Source organism: Lacrimispora struthionigena (assembly GCF_048627165.1).
Lineage (GTDB): Bacteria > Bacillota > Clostridia > Lachnospirales > Lachnospiraceae > Lacrimispora.
Map to the genome: position 1 here is coordinate 662010 of NZ_JBMBWP010000001.1, position 19348 is coordinate 681357.

Consider the following 19348-nt stretch of genomic DNA (forward strand, 5'->3'; position numbering starts at 1 on the left):
GGTGTAAATCCAATAGTTTAATGAGGGTATGGTGAAACAAAAAGCAGACTATAAGAAGAGGGGAAAAATCATGGCTAAAAAAGATTATGTACAAATATGTGCAGATATAATCAAGACTTGCGGAGGCGAATCAAACATTGCTAATGTTACACACTGTATGACCCGTCTGCGCATTCAGCTGCATGATGAGACAAAACTGAATAAAGATGAGGCAAAAAAAATCCCGGGCATTCTTAACCTGATTGTACAGAGTGGAGAGTACCAATTTGTGATCGGACAGGATGTACCGGCACTTTTTGCAGAATTTAAGAAGCGTGAAGGCATTAAAACAGGCGGTGAAGTTCCGGATTCAAATGCAGTTAAGCAGGATGGTAAAGCTGGCAGAGGAAATGTTTTTGCAGGCATTATGGCATTTATCGGAGGCACATTTTCTCCGGTCATTCCAGTACTGATCGCTGGTGGTCTTACGGGGGCAGTGTTAACCCTTCTTACCACACTCTTCGGAGTCTCTCCTGAAGATGGAGCATACAAAATTTTCTATGCTGTAAACCAGGCGGCTTTTTATTCCCTGCCGGTATTTATCGGTTTTTCAGCAGCAAACAAATTAAAATCCAACGGATACCTTGGAGCGTTTCTTGGAGCAATCCTGTTATATTCCACCATTAATAATGCAGAAGCTCTTGACTTCTTCGGCATTAAGGTAGCACAGATCGCATATAACTCAACGGTATTTCCTGTAATTCTTGGCGTTTTATTCATGTCCGTCATTTATAAATATTTACAGAAGATCATACCAGTTTATCTGCGGACGATCTTTGTACCACTTATTACCATGCTGGTTACGGTACCGGTCACACTGATTGTACTGGGCCCCTTAGGAAACCTGGCTGGAACCTGGCTGGCAGACGGCGTACTGACTGTTTACAGAGTGGCTCCGGCAATTGCGGTTATGATCATTGGTATTACGACTCCCCTTATGGTGTTCTTTGGAATGAACAACGCAACGTATCCGGTAGTCTTCTTATTAATAGCTGAAATTGGTTCCGACCCGTTAATCTGTACCGGAATGGCTCCGGCTAATGTAGCTGTTGGCGGTGCCTGCCTGGCTGCAGCATTAATCGCAAAGAATGCCGAATCCCGCAGTATCGCAACAGGAGCCGGTATTACCGCCCTGTGCGGCATTACTGAGCCAGGAGTATACGGTGTATTATTTGTAAAAAAATATCCGCTTTTAGGTGCAATGATCGGCGGTGGTCTTGGAGGTCTTATAGCAGGTTTGTTTGGAATGACCCAGTACGTGGTGTCAACTCCTGGATTTATTTCAATTCCTGCTTATATCAACCCGGATGGAACAGGTAAAAACCTGATTGTCTCATTAGTTGTTATGGTGACTGCAGTTACGGTTTCATTTGTAATTACCTTAGTGCTGGGGAAAAGAGCGGAAAAAAAGGCAGGGGCCAACTAAGAAACTTATGACAAAATGTATGAAAAAACTGGAGGTGCAACATGTATTATAAAGAAGATCCTAAATTCCCCGAAAACTTTATGTGGGGTGCTTCAAGCGCTGCATGGCAGGTGGAAGGCGGAGTTGCAGAGGGCGGAAGAACTCCCGCCATGATCGATATAAACAGCACGAAAAAGAAGCCGTATGCGGATAATTCAATCGCAGCGGATCATTTTCATAGATATAAAGAAGATGTGGCACTGATGGCAGAATGCGGGTTCAGCTCTTATCGTTTTTCCCTTTCCTGGTCAAGAATCATTCCTCATTCAGACGGAAAAGTCAACCCGGAAGGAATTAAATTCTACAATGACCTGATTGATGAGCTGATTAAAAATAACATTACTCCTATCGTGACCATTTACCATTATGATCTTCCTGTATGGGTATATGAGGAATTAGGCGGCTGGAGAAGCAGAAAGACCATTGATGCATTTGAACATCTCTGTAAAGTCTGTTTTGAAAATTTCGGAGACAGAGTGAAATACTGGTTGTCACTGAATGAGCAGAATATGCAGATCTGCTATGGTCACTGGCTGGGCACAAGTGTGGGCTGTACAGACTGGGAAAGAGAGAAGTGGGACATTAACCATATTATGAATCTCTGCCATGCAAAAGCAGTCATCCACTGTCATGAAATGGTGGAGGGCGGAAAAATAGGGCCTGTTCCAGGTTATGTTCCAATCTATCCAAAGACCTGTAATCCCGGCGACCAGATCGCTGCCATGAATGCGGAAGAATTAACCCAGAAGATCTGGAATGACACGTATGTATATGGGGAATACAGTAATTTTGTAAAAAAATACTGGGAAACCCATGACATTCATCCAGATATCCGTCCAGAAGACTTAGAGCTGATGAAGAAGGCTAAAATCGACTTCATAGCTGTAAACTGCTATAGAAGCAATACTGCATATGAATCAAAAATTGACAGTGAGAGACAGGAGTATGGATTGAATAAGTTTGGCATCAAAGGTCAGATGCAGTGGCCCAATGTTCCCGGAGAATATGCGTTATGTACCAACCCATATGTGGAATATACAGACTGGGATTGGGAAATCGATCCTCAGGCAATGCGATATTCTCTCCGTTATCTTTGGAACCATTACAGACTTCCCATGATGATTACGGAAAATGGATTTGGAGCAAACGAGACCAAGGATGCAGACGGACAGGTGCATGATACAGAAAGAATTGAATTCCTCAGAGATCAGATCTATCATGTGGGTCTTGCAATTGAGGATGGCTGTGAAGTAATTGCATATAACCCATGGTCATTTACGGATTTATTATCAACCGGTAATGGAATTAAGAAGCGTTATGGATTGGTTTACATTGATACTACAGATGATGAACTGGTTAAATGCAAGGATGTATCGGATCTTAGCATGAAACGTATTAAGAAAGATTCTTTCCATTGGTACTCAAAGCTGATTAAATCCAATGGGAGAGAGTGGGGCAAAAACATGAAATAAGAATTGCAAAACCACCGTAGTTGAAAAGCTATGGTGTTTTTGTGTTGACTCTACAACGATTGCAGACTTTATGATATACTAAAACAAATGAAGTAAAGGATGCAATTGATTTATGGAAAAGAATTTAACCACAGGAAGTGTATTTAAGACCGTTGTATATTTCTCCTTACCGTACCTGCTGTCGTATTTTCTCCAGACCCTGTATGGAATGGCAGATCTGTTTATCATCGGTCAATTTAACGGAGTGGACAGCATTACCGCAGTTTCCATCGCAAGTCAGGTTATGCATATGATAACAGTTATGATCGTTGGTCTGGCAATGGGAGCGACCGTACTGATTGGACGGGCAGTGGGGGCAGGAAAGCATGAGGAGGTATCTTCTGCTATCGGGAATACAATTGCTTTATTTATGACTTTGTCCGTCATAATCATGTTTGTACTGCTCATGGTAGTAAAGCCTATTGCTTCCGCTATGTTAACACCTCCCGAAGCATTTGGGGAGACCGTTACATACCTTACAATCTGTATGATTGGAATTCCGTTTATTACGGGATATAATATTATCAGTTCTATTTTCCGGGGGCTGGGTGATTCCAAAAGTCCGATGTATTTTATTGGCATAGCCTGTGCGGCCAACATCGTTTTGGATTATCTTTTTATCGGAGTATTTAAACTTGGGGCAGCAGGCGCTGCACTGGGAACAACTTTATCACAGTCAATCAGCGTAATTGTTTCCCTGATCATTATCCGGAAACGGAATATGGGTTTCAGTCTTTCCATGAAGGATCTTAAACCAAAAACAGCAGTGATTCTTAATCTGCTTAAAGTTGGGATTCCAGTGGCATTGCAGGATGGATTTATTCAGATCTCTTTTCTTATCATAACAGTAATTGCAAATAACAGGGGATTAAATGATGCAGCGGCAGTAGGAATTGTGGAAAAAATAATCGGCATCTTATTCCTGGTTCCGTCCTCTATGTTGTCCGCTGTATCTGTACTTTCCGCGCAAAATGCAGGTGCCGGAAAACATGATCGTGCCCGTCAGACACTTTGGATTGGAATCCTGATCACCGTAGTATTTGGTACCATATCAGCGGTTATCATGCAATTTTCTGCCAGATCAGTAATAGGATTGTTTACAGATAATACGAAAGTAATATTGTTGGGCGGACAGTATATGAGCAGCTATGTCTGGGATTGCATTTTTGCAGGAATTCATTTTTGTTTCAGCGGGTATTTCTGTGCATATGGTTTGTCAGGAATATCTTTTATCCATAATTCTATTTCCATTATCTGCGCCCGTATTCCCCTTGCCTACCTGGCATCAATATACTTTGCAGAAACACTTTTTCCTATGGGAATTGCAGCGCCCGTGGGGTCAATTCTGTCAGTTGTGATATGTATCAGTGTATTTATCTGGCTGAGTAAGCGCACAGGTAAGTTAAATGGTTCTATTTAAGAATGGAGAAGAAGCTTAATGGAGAAAAGCGGATTATTTCAAATCGGTGATGTGGCTAAAATGTTTCATATAAGTGTTGGAACTCTGCGCCATTATGAGAAGTCCGGGCTCTTACAGCCAGAATATACAGACAAAGAAACGGGCTACCGCTATTACAGTACTCGTCAGTTTGAATGTCTTAATACAATTCGTTATCTTCGTGTACTGGACATGCCATTGGAACAAATTGCAGCTTTCTTAAACAACCGGAATGTTGATCGAATGCAGATTATGCTGAGGCAGCAAAAAGAAACGGTAATCAGCAAGCAAAAGGAATTAAAAATAATTGAGAGAAAAATAGAAAACAGGCTAAGACAGATTGAGGATGCCCTTTCCTCTGAGTTTGATACCATTTGTATCAGGCAATTTGCACCCAGACGGATTGCATGGATTGAAAATACGTTATCCATAAACTCTTATCTTGATTTAGAAACTTCCATTCGGCAGTTAGAACAGCATCAGCGAAATACCGTTGTTTTTCTCGGAAAAGTAGGGGTGGGAATTGCCAGGGAAAAGCTGTTAAACGGGGAATACGACAGATACGATAAGGTGTTTCTTTTGTTGGACAAAGAAGATGCTTATTCAGGACCAATAGAAGAAGTACCCGAAGAAACCTGTGTAACGCTGCGGTTTTGCGGCGGTCATAAGGAAGCTTTTGTATATTATGAAAGGTTAATGGATTTTATATCAGAGCAGAAATTCCGTATTTCAGGTTTTTCAAAAGAAATTACAATGATTGATTACGGGATAACTGACGATACGGAAAAATTTGTGACAGAAATTCAGATACCAATTTCTCATAGCGAAGCACAATCATGAGTACAAAAAACAGTAAATTACTATGATTCATGCTTGCGGAACTGGCGGAACTCAGATACCATCTTTTTATACCAGCTGAGTTCCTCAGTGAAAAGCCAGTTAGGAACGATCATTCCATTCTTTAGTTAATATTGAATAAATATAGTCATCATAAAATATATCATTGAGTTCATGATGATTTCTTAAAGCGCCATCTTTCTTAAATCCCATATTCTCCAATAATTGAATAGATTCTATATTAAAACTGCCAGTTTGAGCATATATCTTATTTAACTCCATTTTTTTAAACAAAATGTCAAACAGACTTTTTAGAGCTTCCCTCATATATCCGTATTTTCTGAACCTGGGAATCATATAATATCCTAACTCCATACTTCTGTTTCTTGGATTGTAATCATTAAACGATACTTTGCCAACTAATTCCTCATTCTGTTTTCTCCATATGGAAAATATAAGGTTATTTTCTTTTTTAATAATTTGATTATAAAATTCACCCAACTCATTTCCTTTTCTTTCTATAATAGGCCGGCAAGTCATTTTATTTGTTTCGTCATAGTTTGTTTCAGCTTTGATCAACAGTAATTCATCTGCAGTAATTTTTTTAATACATAATCTTTCAGTTATGATTGGAGATTTTAGATGAAAATTATCTATCATATTTTTATTATTTCCTTTCGCTTTGTTTATTTTCCTTAGTTTTTTTAAAAATATCTTGTATTAAAAAAGAAAAACTTTCTCTTATTAACTTTATTGTATCATATTTGATGTTTATCTAATGTATTCATTGACAACCTTCTAATTGATGTTATAATTAAAAAAATTGAACTGTATTTCGGCATCAAGTTGACAATTTAAAGTGATGAGGTCTTGGGATGAGCATAGAGTGTACGGTTATAAAAGAAATTGACTACTATATGGAGAGTATAGAATTATTATTTCGAATTATCAATAAAAAATCTTATCAGAATTTAAAAATGGATCTGTTAAAGCGGACAGATGAAAAGAAAAAGGCTGTTATCTCTTATCAATTAGATAAATTATCGTCTATTCAGGAAGAGATTGAACAAAAAACGGATGTGAACAATCCTCTTATTAAATTCTACTTTAGCTCATTTATATCAGAAAATATATGTATTGCAAAAATATTATATCAATGTGTGAGACATTCCACTTTTTCCGGCAATAAAAATGAAGTAATACACTTTATTAACCAATATCTAAGTACCATAAAAGATGATAATACCTTAGAACTATCATTTGATGATGTCGACCTAAGAACTAATGTTTATGAAAACAATAAAACAGTATCATTTACAGACAGGATTAATAATCTGGAATGTGAACCGGCACAAAAGTGGCAATTATTGGAGTTAATAGAACATTCCAGCAAACATGCGGAAATTCTTTACGAAATTCTTGAAAAGACGGTTTCAGAATTAAAAAAACAAGAAACAATATTGCTGGAATTAAAAGAAACAGCTACGCAGTATTGGATGGAATATTTCAAACAGCACAGTTTCTATAAGTTAATGAATAGCTTTTATAATATTAAGGAAGACAGTTATCCCAGCAAGCCCACATTTATACGGACACAGATTATGGCTTGCAACCGGGTTATCTTTTATGGTAATGATGAAAACGTGGGGGATTATCATATATTGGATGTGGGCATACTATTTGACTGTAATTATAAAGTATCGAAACGACAATTGAGTAATCAGGAATTGAGCAATGGATTAAAGTTATTATCTGATCCCAGTAAATTTGAAATATTGTGTTTTATTCGGAATAAAAAGGCTTACGGGCAGGAAATTGCGGCAGAACTAAAGCTTACCACGGCTACCATTTCCCATCACATGAATACACTTATGAAGCTGGGACTTATTAATATAGAGAAATCAGATAATAAAGTCTATTATCAAATGAATAAGGAAGCAGTCAATTATTTATTAGAAGTAACGAAAAATAAATTGTTGGAGGATTGAAATGAAGTTTAAAGATATGCCATATCAAAGAGTAGATTTAGAAGAAAAAAAACTTCGGTTTGAAGAAATTATGAAGGATTTCGCAGCTGCAGCCAGTGGAGAAGCCCAGTTTGAGATTCATAAAAGATATTATGAGTTCAAAGATGAAATCGATACAATGGTCATAATGGCAAGTATCAGACATGATATTGATACGACAGATGAGTTCTATGAAAAAGAACGGAATTACTATGATGAAATAGAGCCGGAACTGATTGATATGTATGTAAGATATGCGCGGCAGATGTATGAATCTCCTTATCGGAATTATCTGGAAGAAAAGATAGGAACCGTTGCATTTAAGAACATTCAGCTGAATATCAGGTCATTTGATAAAAAACTGATTCCCCTTAAGCAGGAAGAGAATGCACTGACAACCGAATACGATAAATTAATCGCCAGTGCAGAAATTGACTGGGAGGGGGAAACTCTCAACCTTTCGTTATTAAGAAAGTATTTAACCCATAAAGACAGGGAAGTACGCCGGAAAGCTTATACAAAATACAGTTCCTTTTTTGAAGCCAACGGAGACAAACTGGATTCTATTTATGATAAGTTAGTCAAAAATCGTACAAAACAGGCAGAAGAATTAGGCCATGATAATTTCGTAGGGTTAGGTTATGACCGGGTGCGGAGAAATTGTTATGACAAAGCTATGGTAGAAAATTTCAGAAAACAGGTAAAGGAATATTTTGTACCATTTGCAGAAAAGCTTCATGAAAAAAGAAGAAACAGATTAGGAATTGAAAAATTATCCTGTATCGATGAAGGCGTTTTCTTTGAAAATGGCAATCCGGAACCAGTCGGTACACCGGAAGAGATTATGGCCAGTGCACAAGACATGTATGGAGAGCTTTCCAAAGAAACAAAGGAATTTTTTGATTTTATGTCCGAGAATGAATTGTTCGATGTGCTGGGTAGAAAGAAAAAGCGGGCAGGGGGATACATGACCTACCTTCCAGTTTATAACGCACCTTTCATTTTTGCCAATTTCAATGGAACCAGTGGAGACATCAACGTAATTACTCATGAATGCGGCCATGCGTTCCAGGGATATCTGTCAGGAAAAGATCCCATCAAAGAACATGCGGATATTACAATGGAAACAGCAGAGATTCACTCCATGTCCATGGAATTTTTCACTGCGCCATTTATGAACCAGTTCTTTGGCAGCCGGACAGATGATTATAGTTCCATGCACTTAGAGGATGCCGCCATATTTATTCCCTACGGATGTATGGTGGACGAATTTCAGCATATTGTCTACGAAAATCCTCAGATGACTCCTGCTCAAAGGCATGAAGCATGGATTCAGCTTGAAAAGGAATATCGGCCGCATCTTGATTATACCGGATATCCTTACTTTGAAAAAGGAGGCTTCTGGCAGAAGCAACCTCATATCTATGACGATCCTTTCTATTATATTGATTACTGTATTGCTCAGATTTGTGCATTTCAGTACAAAATAAGAATGGATGAAAATTATCAGGAAGCCTGGGACAGCTACTTGAAACTTTGTAATTTATCAGCCAGTGATTTCTTTACTAATATGCTGAAAGAGGTTGGGTTAGACAGCCCCTTTGAAGATGGCTGTGTAAAGAGAATCGTTGAGAAACTGGAAGCATTATGTCTTTAAATAACTGTATAGTATGCGAAAGGCGGTCAGCTGATCGTTTGATCTATAAAAATTTTTAAGGAGGGTTGGTATGAAAAAGATTAATAGAGATGATTCAATCCCATAGATGCCAACAGGCAATATGGGACTACATAAATGTATCATCAAATATTATAAAAGTGAAACGAAAGGGATGAATATTAATGAAATCAAAAAAAATTTTAAGTATGTTAATTGTATCAGGTCTGGTTGTCTCCAGTCTCGCTGGCTGCGGCGGTTCATCTGGCAAATCCACAGGCGGGAACACTGCAGAAACTCAAAAAACAGCACAAAGTGATAAAAAAGGACCTAATGGAGAGACACTGGCATCCGAACAGGTTGCACATGGTCAGCAATTTAATGTAATTACTTTTGATACGGCACAGGTAGGAGATTCTGAGTCAGGTTCATTTTTCTTAGCGACCTGTGAAGGCTTATTCCGAGAGAATAAGGGTGTGATTGAAAATGCAGGCTGTGAAAAGTATGAGGTTTCAGATGATGGTCTTACCTATACATTTCATTTAAGAAAAAATAAATGGTCAGACGGGGTAGAAGTAGTTGCCAGCCAGTATAAAGATGCGGTAGAAAGAGTGCTGAATGCTGATTTGGCATGTGCCTATTCCTTCTTTGCATTTCCAATTAAAAATGCAGAGAAATACTACAACAAAGAATGTGGCTTTGATCAGGTGGGTGTAGAAGTAGTAGATGATTACACTTTAAAGTTCACACTGGAAGCACCAGAACCTTATTTTGTTGATAAGTTATCTTATACCGTGTTTTATCCAATTCGAGTAGATAACATTGAAAAATATGGTGATACATATGGTACCGATGCAATGCAGACCTTATCCTGCGGACCTTATATGGTACAGGAATATACAGCCAATCAGAGTACTGTTCTGGTAAAAAATCCGGATTATTGGGATGCGGAAAATGTTCACTTAGATGAAGTTGATCTGCAGCAGGTTGATGAAACCGCGACTCAGTTCCAGTTATTTGAAGCAGGCCAGTTAGATTATGTAGCAGCTTCCGGTGATTATTTGAAAAAATGGGATCAGGCGGCAAGCGAAGGCAAATGTCAGCTTTATACAGATGGAGATGTTGCTTCCCAATATTTTGCATTTAATACACAGGAATCATGTCCAAGCGGTTTAATGCAGAATACAAAAATAAGAAAAGCGGTTGCTTATACATTTGACAGCCAGACATTTATTGATTCTGTCTACAACAGCAGATATACAGCAGCTTATGGGCTTGTAACACCGAATATTAAAGTCGGAGACAAAGAATATCGTTCGGAAGTGACAGAACCGATTAAAGAAGAATATAGCGAATATGCGAATAATCCGGAAAAATTAAAGGCATTATTCCATGAAGGATTAAAGGAACTCGGAAAAGACACCGATGATTTAAGCACGATCACTCTTCAATTCTTAGGCTATGGCGAAACAACCATTGAAAAAGACATTGAACAATATGTAGTTCAGCGGATTCAGGATAATTTAGGTGTAAAAGTAAATTTAAATATTGTGGGTGACTTTGGTCTTGCACATGCTGCACAGGTTGCTGGTGAATTTGACTTATGTATGCAGGTATGGGGAGCAGATTACAATGATCCCATGACATTTATTGATATTTTCAGAACTGGCGGAAGCAGTAACTACGGTAAATACTCAAGTGAGAAATATGATCAGGTTCTGGATCAGTTATCAAAAGAGCAGGACAATGATAAACGTATCAAACTGTATGGGGATGCAGAAAGCATTCTGATCAAAGATGATGCAGCAATTAAACCTCTTCTTTATCGCGACAAACACAGTTATATCAGCAATCGCCTTCATGGTTTCCAATACCCTGTTTTTGGTGGAAAGCATGAATTCAAATATGCTTATATTGTGGAAGAATAAATAGATTTAAAGGTTATACCACATGGCGCATCACCTCAGGGGGTGTGCTGTGTGGTATACTTTATAGATTAGGAGAATGAAAATGGTAAAATACATCATCCGAAGAGTATTGGAAATGCTGATTACCCTGTATTTGATAGTGACGGCAACTTTCTTCTTACTGTCCGCAATCCCTGGAAATGCGCTGACTTCCAAAATCGCCAAATTACCCCAAACGGTACAGACTAAGATTATAGAAAAATATGGATATGATAAACCAGTTGCAGAGCGTTATGTAATTACCATGAAAGGGCTGCTGATCAATGGCGATTTCGGAGAATCCATTATCAGGCCAGGCGAAACATTTGCCAAGAATTTAAAGCTTAAACTTCCGGTAACAATCAGGCTCAGTGTTCAGCAGATTTTATTAGGTGTGACGTTAGGCATTCTATTGGGAATTATCGCAGCTATGAAGAGGGGAACTTTCTGGGACAAGCTGATTTTAGTGGGGGCCATGATTTTAGTATCCATGCCTTCGCTGGTTATCTCACTTTTGCTTCAAAAATATTGTGCAAATGGTTCGTTCCTGAAATTGCCTATTATTGGCTGGCCAAAAGGAAAAGAATTATGGTTCGGAGGCTGGAAATACACAATCCTTCCAACCATTGCCGGTTCCTGTAGTTTTATCGCCTATTATTCAAGACTTACCAAAACCAGTATGCTGGAAAGTATCAATCAGGAATATACCCTTACAGCCAGATCAAAAGGACTTTCTGAACTGCAGATTGTAAAAAATCATGTGATACGTAATTCATTTATTCCAATTATCACTGTACTTCCTACTACAGTAGCAGGTATTTTAACTGGTTCTCTGTTTATTGAACGCGTTTTCTCCATTCCGGGTATGGGACGATACTATATAGAAGCTGTTCAGGGAAGAGATATTCCCATTGTCCTGGCTGGGACAACATTTTATGCCATTATTACGGTTATAACAATGCTGGTAACAGATATTTTATATGTTATTGTGGATCCCCGTATTAAAATCGGTGTTTCGAAATAACGGAAAGGAGAAAGAAAATGAATTCAATGGTAGATAAAAGATTTGAACTCGCCGACCAGTCTAAGTTTGATGCTGATGAGGTTGTAAGACCCAATATCAGTTACTGGCAGGATGCGTGGCGAAGATTAAAGAAGAATAAATTAGCCATGTTATCAATGGGCGTACTCCTCATTCTTTTTGTTATGTCTGTAATCGGACCTTCCATAAGCGGTCAGAATTATACAACATTAATGCCCGAAATTAAAAATTTACCCCCTGACAGTACCTATTGGCTTGGAACTGATTATCTAGGAAGAGACCTTTTTTCCCGTTTGTGGAAAGGTCTGAGATTTTCCATTATTGTTGCTGTGGTTGCAGCAAGTCTAAAGGTGCTGATCGGTTGTATTTATGGAGCTGTTATGGCATACCTGGGCGGTTTTGTAGATGATATTATGATGCGTATTGTTGAGGTATTAAACAGTATCCCTTATCTTATCGTTACTTTAATTATTTTAGTTGTACTGGGAAATGGTTATTTACCTTTATTATTTGCATTATGTATCACAAACTGGACAAGTACAGCCCGTATGGTAAGAGGTCAGATTTTAAAGCTTCGGGAAAGCGAATACATCATGGCATCAGCAGCTTTGGGAGCATCGTCCGGAAGAGTAATTATCAAACATTTAATTCCCAATACACTGAGTTTGTTAATTCTGGATCTGGCGACCTCCATTCCTTATATTATTTTTGACGAAACTGTCCTTTCCTTCCTTGGAATTGGTCTTCAGCCCCCTGCATTTAGTTTGGGAACACTGCTTTCAGCAGGCCAGGAGGCCATGGCTTTTTATCCGACCCATTTATTATATCCTAGTATACTTTTATGTTTACTTGTATTGTCATTTAATATTTTAGGCGACGGTTTAAGGGATGCTCTTGATCCACAGCTTAGAGACTAGGAGGAAATCAGGATGAGTCAGGAACCCTTATTAAAAGTGGAAGATTTAAAAGTTTCTTTTCACACCTATGCAGGAGAAGTGCAGGCTGTAAGAGGCGTGTCCTTTGATGTAAAAGCAGGAGAAGTGTTAGCCATCATCGGAGAATCAGGCTGTGGTAAAAGTGTTACATCCAGAGCGATCATGTCTCTTGTCAGAGGTCCCCAGGGTGAAATCAAAAAGGGAAGTAAAATTCTCTATGAAGGAAATAACATATTAGAAATGAATAAAAAGGAGCAAAGAGCCTTCCGCGGCGGTGAATGCTCCATGATTTTTCAGGATGCCTTAGTTTCGTTAAATCCAACCATGAAAATCGGAAAACAGATTATTGAAAATATAGTACAGCATAAAAAGATAAGTAAAAAAGAAGCCAGACAGGAAGCAATTCAGTTATTAGAAGCAGTTGGGATTCCCAATCCTGAAAAGAGAATTGACCAGTATCCATTCGAATTTTCCGGCGGTATGCGGCAAAGGGCCATGATTGCCATTGCGATTGCCTGTAATCCTAAGATTTTGATTGCAGATGAGCCTACCACAGCTCTTGATGTGACGATTCAGGCACAGATTATGGAGCTTATTAAAAGTCTGAAAGAGAAACGAAATACGGCAGTGATTCTAATTACCCATGATTTCGGAGTTGTGGCAGGTTCTGCCAATAAAGTTGCCGTTATGTACGCGGGACAGGTGATTGAAAGCGGGTCAAGAGATGAGATTTTCTATAATCCACAGCATCCATACACCTTAGCGCTTCTTGGCAGTGTTCCAAAATTAGAGTGGGCAAATAAACAGCTGTTGCAGACAATTAAAGGGACGCCTCCAGATCTTATTTCTCCGCCAAAGGGTTGTGCATTTGCAAAACGCTGCAATTACTGTATGAATGTCTGCCTGGAAGAGATGCCTGAGACAACTGATTTTGAAGCTGGCCATTATACACGTTGCTGGCTGCATGATCAGGAAGTGCCAGAGTCTGTTAAGAAAATGTTCTACGATGACAGAAAGATCATAACTGATAACGAAAATGGTGTTGCAGCAGTTGAGGGTGAATAAAATGAGTAGTCATGATATTTTAGAAGTAAAACATTTAAAGAAATATTTTAATGTGGGAAAGCATGATCTTTTAAAGGCCGTAGATGATGTTTCTTTCACCATAAAAGAAGGTGAGACCTTAGGACTTGTAGGCGAATCTGGCTGTGGAAAGACAACCTGTGGCCGTACGGTTGTTGGAATGTACCGCGCAACGGATGGAGAAGTATACTATAAGGGACAAAATGTACATAAATTAAAAGGCAAAGATAAAAAGGCATTTAACAAAGATGTCCAGATCATTTTTCAGGACCCCTATGCGTCTTTAGATCCAAGAATGACCGTTGCGGAAATCATTGGGGAAGGGATTGAAATCCATGAACTGGCTAAAACAAAGCAGGAAAAAGAGGAGAAGATTGCTCATCTGTTAGAATTAGTCGGTTTGAATAAGGAACATGCCAACCGCTTTATTCATGAATTTTCAGGCGGACAGAGGCAAAGGATCGGAATTGCAAGAGCACTTGCTGTTGAGCCTAAGTTTATTATGTGTGACGAGCCTATCTCAGCACTAGATGTATCCATTCAGGCTCAGATCGCCAATATGCTGATTCAATTTCAGAAAGAGATGAAGCTTACCTATCTGTTTATTGCCCATGATCTGGCTATGGTAAAGCATATTTCAGACCGTATTGCCGTGATGTATCTGGGCTCCATTGTGGAGCTGGCAGATTCGGAAGTACTTTACCGTCATCCGTTCCATCCTTATACGGAAGCATTAATGTCGGCGATTCCCATTGCTGATCCTAAAATTGAGGATTCCAGACAGAGAATTATGTTAGAAGGTGATGTACCAAGTCCTATTAACACACCGCCAGGCTGTAAATTTCAGGGCAGATGCCGGAAAGCGATAGATCAGTGTAAATGTGATGCACCTAATTTAACAGAAGTAGAACCGGGACATTTTGTCGCCTGTCACTTATATAATAAATAGGTTGAATATGATGGAACATTTAAAGACAGTGGGATCGGATTTTTATAAATGCCTGAAGTACAGCAGTATTATTAGCGGAATTTTAGTGGTGGTTGTTGGTGTAAGCAGTTTTGTAATCTCAAAAGGAAATCTGATGGCTGCTCTGGAAAGCATGAAGGCAATTTTGTTTGCTGCCGGAAGCATAGGACTCATAATGGGGGCAGTGTCAATTTTGAGAAAAGACCGGGAAAATGAAAAAGACTGGTTGGAGTGGAAAAAGAGATTTAAAATATTCTCTTACAGGGTAACCATTAGTGTTATGAGTATTATTATTTTGTTATATGGTTGCATAATAGATGAGCTATTGTTTATGTTAAATCATTAAATAAAGGGATTAATAAGGCGCTTTGCGGTATTTTATAAATACTGCAAAGCGCCTTTTACCTATTTATTTAATTCTCAGTAGTTTATATCGGATACCCATTTCACCCTTAATATGAGGATTGTGGTAATAAGTGCAGCCATATAATTGGAAAACAGGTTCCCCCAGAATACCGAATAAAAGCCCAGAACATGTTCGGTCGCCAATATAAATATGTAACGCAGAAGCCATACCCGCAGCAGGCTGATAAAGAGCGTGATCCGGGTTTTCCCCAGGCCGATAAAAGCGCCCTGCTGAACCATACAGATACCAAAGCCGATTACGGAGTAGGTATAAATATGAAGTGCCTGGTTAGCTACGGCCAGAACAGAAGCATCTCTGGTAAACAGTACCGTAAGCTTTGATGACAATGGAACCACCAGAGCGATTAAAAGTGCAGCAGTGATGGCACTTATGATGCAACCATCGAAACAGGCTTTTTTTGCCTTCTCCGGTTGTTTGGCTCCGATATTCATGCTGACCATGGTAGTGACTGCAGAACCGAAAGAGGAGGGCAGTATGAAACATATGGAGGTTATGTTATTAGCAATTCCCTGCCCGTTTAATACAACCGCCCCGTATTTTTCCACTTCATTGTTAATCAGGAAGAAGCCCAGGTTGAGCATCAGACTGGAAAGCATGGCAGGAAAGCCAATTCGCAGTAAGGTATGAATGATGGACCAGTCAAACCGGAAGCCGGTCAGGATAAAACGTTCTCCAGTTTTTTTGATGAACAATTCAAAATACATCCATCCCGTAATTAAAAAGTTGGATGCCAGGGAAGCCATGACAGAGCCTACAAGACCCCAGCGGAAAACTGCAATAAAGAGGGCATTGAAAATAATTTTTAAGATCAGCATGATCACCATCCGGACAAATGTATCCTCCGGCTTGCCATTGGCATTTTTGATGGAGTTATAGATAGATTCCATAAAGGAAAACGGTGTCACACAGGCGTTCAATGCAAGATAAAGAAATACATTGCGGGAAATTTCTTTATTTACATGGGCGGATATGGGAAATGCTAAGGCAACTAAAATTGGTGCAAGGAAAAAGCCCAGTAAAAAAGTAAATACGATGATCTGAGTGGAAATCTTCCGGCTGTTTTTAAAATCTCCATTTCCATTGGACTGGCCGATAATGGCCATTCCAGCCACGCTCACTCCCTGGGCCAGGGCAGAGACCATGTTTACAATCGGGGTGCAGTAGGTGACGGCACTTGCCGCATTGGTTCCTACCAGATTGTTAAGAAACAAGCCATCGATAACTGGTATTGCGGATTGGATAAGACCCATCATCAGGGTGGGAATGGAAAGAAATAAAATGGTTCCAAAGACGGAGCCGTTGAGAATGAGATCCCGCCGCTGCTCGGTGCTTTGCTTTAAAAAGTTTGAATTCATGTCGGTTCACCTGATTTAGTAGATTTGCGGTAGAGTTTTCGGTCAGTACCGTACAAAATTAAAATATACTCTTGGGGGATTGGAAAGTCAAACGAAAACGTCATCTAATGAGGCATTAATAGTTCATTTTCACCCCTATGCCTCATTTCTTAGATTTTTATATCATTTCGAATACGAATCGGGGTATTTTCAGCAACGGATCTTTATTTACTCCCCGTCGCATTCAAATTGCGTGGCGTAGATAAAAACTTTTCTTCCCCCTGCCCCGTTTCTTTGATTTTATAATCCTTTCTATATCATTTGAGGCATAGCAGCAGATAGGTCTTTGCCTATGCCCTCAATAAAGATACTCATAACTTAAGCTAAATTTTTAACATCTTTTTTTCGAGTCAGCCTATATTACAATAAAGATATTCCCTGATAAAACATATAATACAAGTCTTGTATTTAATATCGGCTCAAAGTATAATAAGATTAAAATAAAACGTGAGAGGAGGCAAAGTAATGGCAAAATCTAATCTGGTACAAGTATTTGAAAAAATAAATTACACAGAGGGTGAAGCAATACAGGCATTAAGGTCAGAACTGGAAAAAGGAATTGAAAGTATGGAGCGTGGTTCCGTGTATACGCTTGAAGAAGCATGGAAAGAAATTGACGCGATTTAGGAGAGCGTATGGAAAATTCAACAAATTATAGAGTATGCCTGACATCTGATGCAAGAGATGATATTGTTCACATAAAACGGTATATTTTGAACACATTTAGATATCGGGAAACAGCAGTTGATTCAAGGGCTTGAAGTATATTATATGCCGTATAGTACATATCTCCTGTTTTTTGTAGTAAAAGAAGACAAAGTTATTGTAATACGGATTTTGAAAGACAGGATGCAATGGCAGTCTATTATAAACAGAATCAAATCTCTAGATTAAAATCTTTTGATCAGTAAATCTTATATAAGCAATATCAAATCGATTTATATTCCATTAAAAATTAAAGTCCTATTGACAATGTAAGACATACATAATTGTATTTTTAAATCAAACTTGACATTATCACTAATTAGTGATATATTTTAATCATGAAAAAGAACACTATATCTTATGGAAAAGAAAACGATACCAATTTAAAAGCATTCATTGGACTTAGCAGAACAACCCAGGCACTTCACAGAAGAGCGGGTGCCATTTTTAGCCAGGGAGGTCTCACATCAGCGCAGTTTGCAGTGCTTGAGGCATTGTACCACAAAGGCGATTTAACAATTAACGAGATTATCGACAGTATACTTTCTACCTCCGGAAATATGACGGTGGTAATTAACAATCTGGAAAAAGATGCCATGATAGAAAGACATCCCAATCCAAATGATAAAAGGTCCTGTATTATTGCAATCACGCAAAAGGGGAGAGAAAAAATTGAAGAGATCTTCCCCAGGCATGTGGAAGATTTAGCAGAGAGTTTTACCGGACTGAATGAAGAGGAAAAGGAAATGTTAGTGCATCTGTTAAAAAAAATAAACACAAGGAGTGAATCAAATGAGCAAAAAAATAAAGGCAATTGAAAAAATAGGATTTCAATGGGGAATGGACAGTCCGTTTCTGGCATGTATGCATCACAAGGATCAGTTCCCGGCAGGGAATGAAGTGCAGGGACCTGCGGTTTCGTTAGCAGGAAGAAATATGGGCAATGATTTTTCTGGAAAAGACGGATTTAGTATGTATCATGGAGAAAAGGTTCCGGGATTTCCAGTTCACCCTCACCGTGGTTTTGAAACTGTTACCGTTGTACTGGAAGGAATTGTTGACCACTTTGATTCCAAGGGAGCAGAAGGACGTTACGGAAACGGAGACGTTCAGTGGCTGACTACCGGAGCAGGATGCCAGCATGTGGAGATGTTCCCGCTGATTCATCAGGATCAGGAAAATCCCCTGGAGCTATTTCAGATCTGGCTGAATTTACCGGCAAAGAGTAAATTCGCAGATCCGGATTATAAGATGCTCTGGGCAGAAGAAATCCCAGTAATTAAGCACACCAATGAAAAGGGAAAGACAGCAACCATCCGTTTAATTGCTGGTAAATACGAAGACAAAAAGAGCATGGAGCCTACCAAAAATTCATGGGCAGCAAAAGAAGAAAATCATGTAGGAATCCAGCTTGTCATACTGGAGCCTGAGGCAGAGTTTCAAATCGCTGCAGGTTCTAAGACCTTAAATCGCAACCTGTATTTTTATAAGGGAAGCAGTTCCATCACCATTGATGGCAGGGATATTGATCCTTCCACCCGCATTAGACTTTTAGGAGAAGATCAGATTACGGTGGTGAATGGAGATACTACCAGTTACCTTTTACTCCTGGAAGGAGAACCCATTAATGAACCAGTCGCTCAATTTGGACCGTTTGTTATGAACTCCGAACAGGAAATACGAAAGGCATATGAGGATTATCAGAGAACACAGTTCGGAGGCTGGCCATGGCATGATGATGAGCCGGTTCATGATAGGGAGATGGGAAGATTTGCCCGTTATCCAGATGGTAGTGTGGTTAAAAAGTAATAATTATCAGATGTAAAAGTTAAAATCTGATTTTTAGTAACTATTGGTTGCGTAAAAGAACTTCCCAGTTAATGGCTATTCTATATTGTA

At 39.0% G+C, this 19348-nt stretch carries 17 protein-coding genes; 15 read left to right on the plus strand and 2 right to left on the minus strand.

What is annotated here, in order from left to right:
- The first annotated feature begins 70 nt into the window (after nucleotides 1–70).
- The 4 genes from ACOAOT_RS03080 (at nucleotide 71) to ACOAOT_RS03095 (ending at nucleotide 5293) form a co-directional block, all read left to right on the plus strand.
- Entirely contained in the window at nucleotides 71–1465 is a 1395-nt protein-coding gene (locus tag ACOAOT_RS03080; protein ID WP_420215633.1) for a PTS transporter subunit EIIC, read from the plus strand.
- Nucleotides 1466–1506: 41 nt separating this feature from the next.
- Nucleotides 1507–2976, plus strand: a complete 1470-nt coding sequence (locus tag ACOAOT_RS03085; RefSeq protein WP_420215634.1) for a glycoside hydrolase family 1 protein — start codon at nucleotides 1507–1509, stop codon at nucleotides 2974–2976.
- 112 nt (nucleotides 2977–3088) lie between these two features.
- The gene (locus ACOAOT_RS03090) at nucleotides 3089–4435 is read left to right on the plus strand and encodes an MATE family efflux transporter (protein ID WP_420215635.1); all 1347 of its coding nucleotides are present in this window, start codon (nucleotides 3089–3091) and stop codon (nucleotides 4433–4435) included.
- Between the two features lie 18 nt (nucleotides 4436–4453).
- Nucleotides 4454–5293, plus strand: a complete 840-nt coding sequence (locus ACOAOT_RS03095) for a MerR family transcriptional regulator (protein ID WP_420215636.1) — start codon at nucleotides 4454–4456, stop codon at nucleotides 5291–5293.
- Nucleotides 5294–5392: 99 nt separating this feature from the next.
- On the opposite strand, the gene ACOAOT_RS03100 is transcribed toward ACOAOT_RS03095, so the two are convergent.
- Complete coding sequence (locus ACOAOT_RS03100; RefSeq protein ID WP_420215637.1) at nucleotides 5393–5950, minus strand: GNAT family N-acetyltransferase; 558 nt, start codon at nucleotides 5948–5950, stop codon at nucleotides 5393–5395.
- Nucleotides 5951–6165: 215 nt separating this feature from the next.
- On the opposite strand from ACOAOT_RS03100, the gene ACOAOT_RS03105 reads away from it, so the two are divergent.
- The 8 genes from ACOAOT_RS03105 (at nucleotide 6166) to ACOAOT_RS03140 (ending at nucleotide 15269) form a co-directional block, all read left to right on the plus strand.
- Nucleotides 6166–7278 carry an ArsR/SmtB family transcription factor gene (locus ACOAOT_RS03105; protein WP_420215638.1) on the plus strand — a complete coding sequence of 371 codons (1113 nt, stop codon included), beginning with the start codon at nucleotides 6166–6168 and terminating at the stop codon, nucleotides 7276–7278.
- Nucleotide 7279: 1 nt separating this feature from the next.
- Nucleotides 7280–8953 (plus strand): M3 family oligoendopeptidase, encoded by a 1674-nt coding sequence (locus tag ACOAOT_RS03110; protein ID WP_420215639.1) that lies wholly within the window; start codon nucleotides 7280–7282, stop codon nucleotides 8951–8953.
- Nucleotides 8954–9135: 182 nt separating this feature from the next.
- The gene (locus ACOAOT_RS03115; RefSeq protein ID WP_420215640.1) at nucleotides 9136–10878 is read left to right on the plus strand and encodes a peptide ABC transporter substrate-binding protein; all 1743 of its coding nucleotides are present in this window, start codon (nucleotides 9136–9138) and stop codon (nucleotides 10876–10878) included.
- Nucleotides 10879–10960: 82 nt separating this feature from the next.
- Entirely contained in the window at nucleotides 10961–11920 is a 960-nt protein-coding gene (locus tag ACOAOT_RS03120) for an ABC transporter permease (RefSeq protein WP_104435511.1), read from the plus strand.
- A gap of 17 nt (nucleotides 11921–11937) precedes the next feature.
- Entirely contained in the window at nucleotides 11938–12855 is a 918-nt protein-coding gene (locus tag ACOAOT_RS03125) for an ABC transporter permease (RefSeq protein WP_104435513.1), read from the plus strand.
- A gap of 12 nt (nucleotides 12856–12867) precedes the next feature.
- Complete coding sequence (locus ACOAOT_RS03130) at nucleotides 12868–13938, plus strand: ABC transporter ATP-binding protein (protein ID WP_420215641.1); 1071 nt, start codon at nucleotides 12868–12870, stop codon at nucleotides 13936–13938.
- A 1-nt stretch (nucleotide 13939) separates the two neighbouring features.
- Nucleotides 13940–14905 (plus strand): ABC transporter ATP-binding protein, encoded by a 966-nt coding sequence (locus ACOAOT_RS03135; RefSeq protein WP_420215642.1) that lies wholly within the window; start codon nucleotides 13940–13942, stop codon nucleotides 14903–14905.
- 7 nt (nucleotides 14906–14912) lie between these two features.
- Nucleotides 14913–15269 (plus strand): hypothetical protein, encoded by a 357-nt coding sequence (locus ACOAOT_RS03140; protein WP_420215643.1) that lies wholly within the window; start codon nucleotides 14913–14915, stop codon nucleotides 15267–15269.
- Nucleotides 15270–15343: 74 nt separating this feature from the next.
- Here ACOAOT_RS03140 and ACOAOT_RS03145 read toward each other — a convergent pair whose 3' ends face one another.
- A complete protein-coding gene (locus tag ACOAOT_RS03145) occupies nucleotides 15344–16705 on the minus strand; it encodes an MATE family efflux transporter (RefSeq protein WP_420215644.1) in 1362 nt (453 codons plus the stop codon).
- A gap of 504 nt (nucleotides 16706–17209) precedes the next feature.
- Here ACOAOT_RS03145 and ACOAOT_RS03150 point away from each other — a divergent pair.
- From ACOAOT_RS03150 to ACOAOT_RS03160, 3 genes are all read left to right on the plus strand, one after another.
- Complete coding sequence (locus ACOAOT_RS03150; protein ID WP_420215645.1) at nucleotides 17210–17371, plus strand: hypothetical protein; 162 nt, start codon at nucleotides 17210–17212, stop codon at nucleotides 17369–17371.
- 416 nt (nucleotides 17372–17787) lie between these two features.
- A complete protein-coding gene (locus tag ACOAOT_RS03155; RefSeq protein WP_288827731.1) occupies nucleotides 17788–18267 on the plus strand; it encodes a MarR family winged helix-turn-helix transcriptional regulator in 480 nt (159 codons plus the stop codon).
- Nucleotides 18242–19258: a pirin family protein gene (locus ACOAOT_RS03160; protein ID WP_420215647.1), complete on the plus strand. Its 1017-nt coding sequence runs from the start codon at nucleotides 18242–18244 to the stop codon at nucleotides 19256–19258. Before ACOAOT_RS03155 ends, ACOAOT_RS03160 begins: the two co-directional genes overlap by 26 nt.
- Nucleotides 19259–19348: the final 90 nt, after the last annotated feature.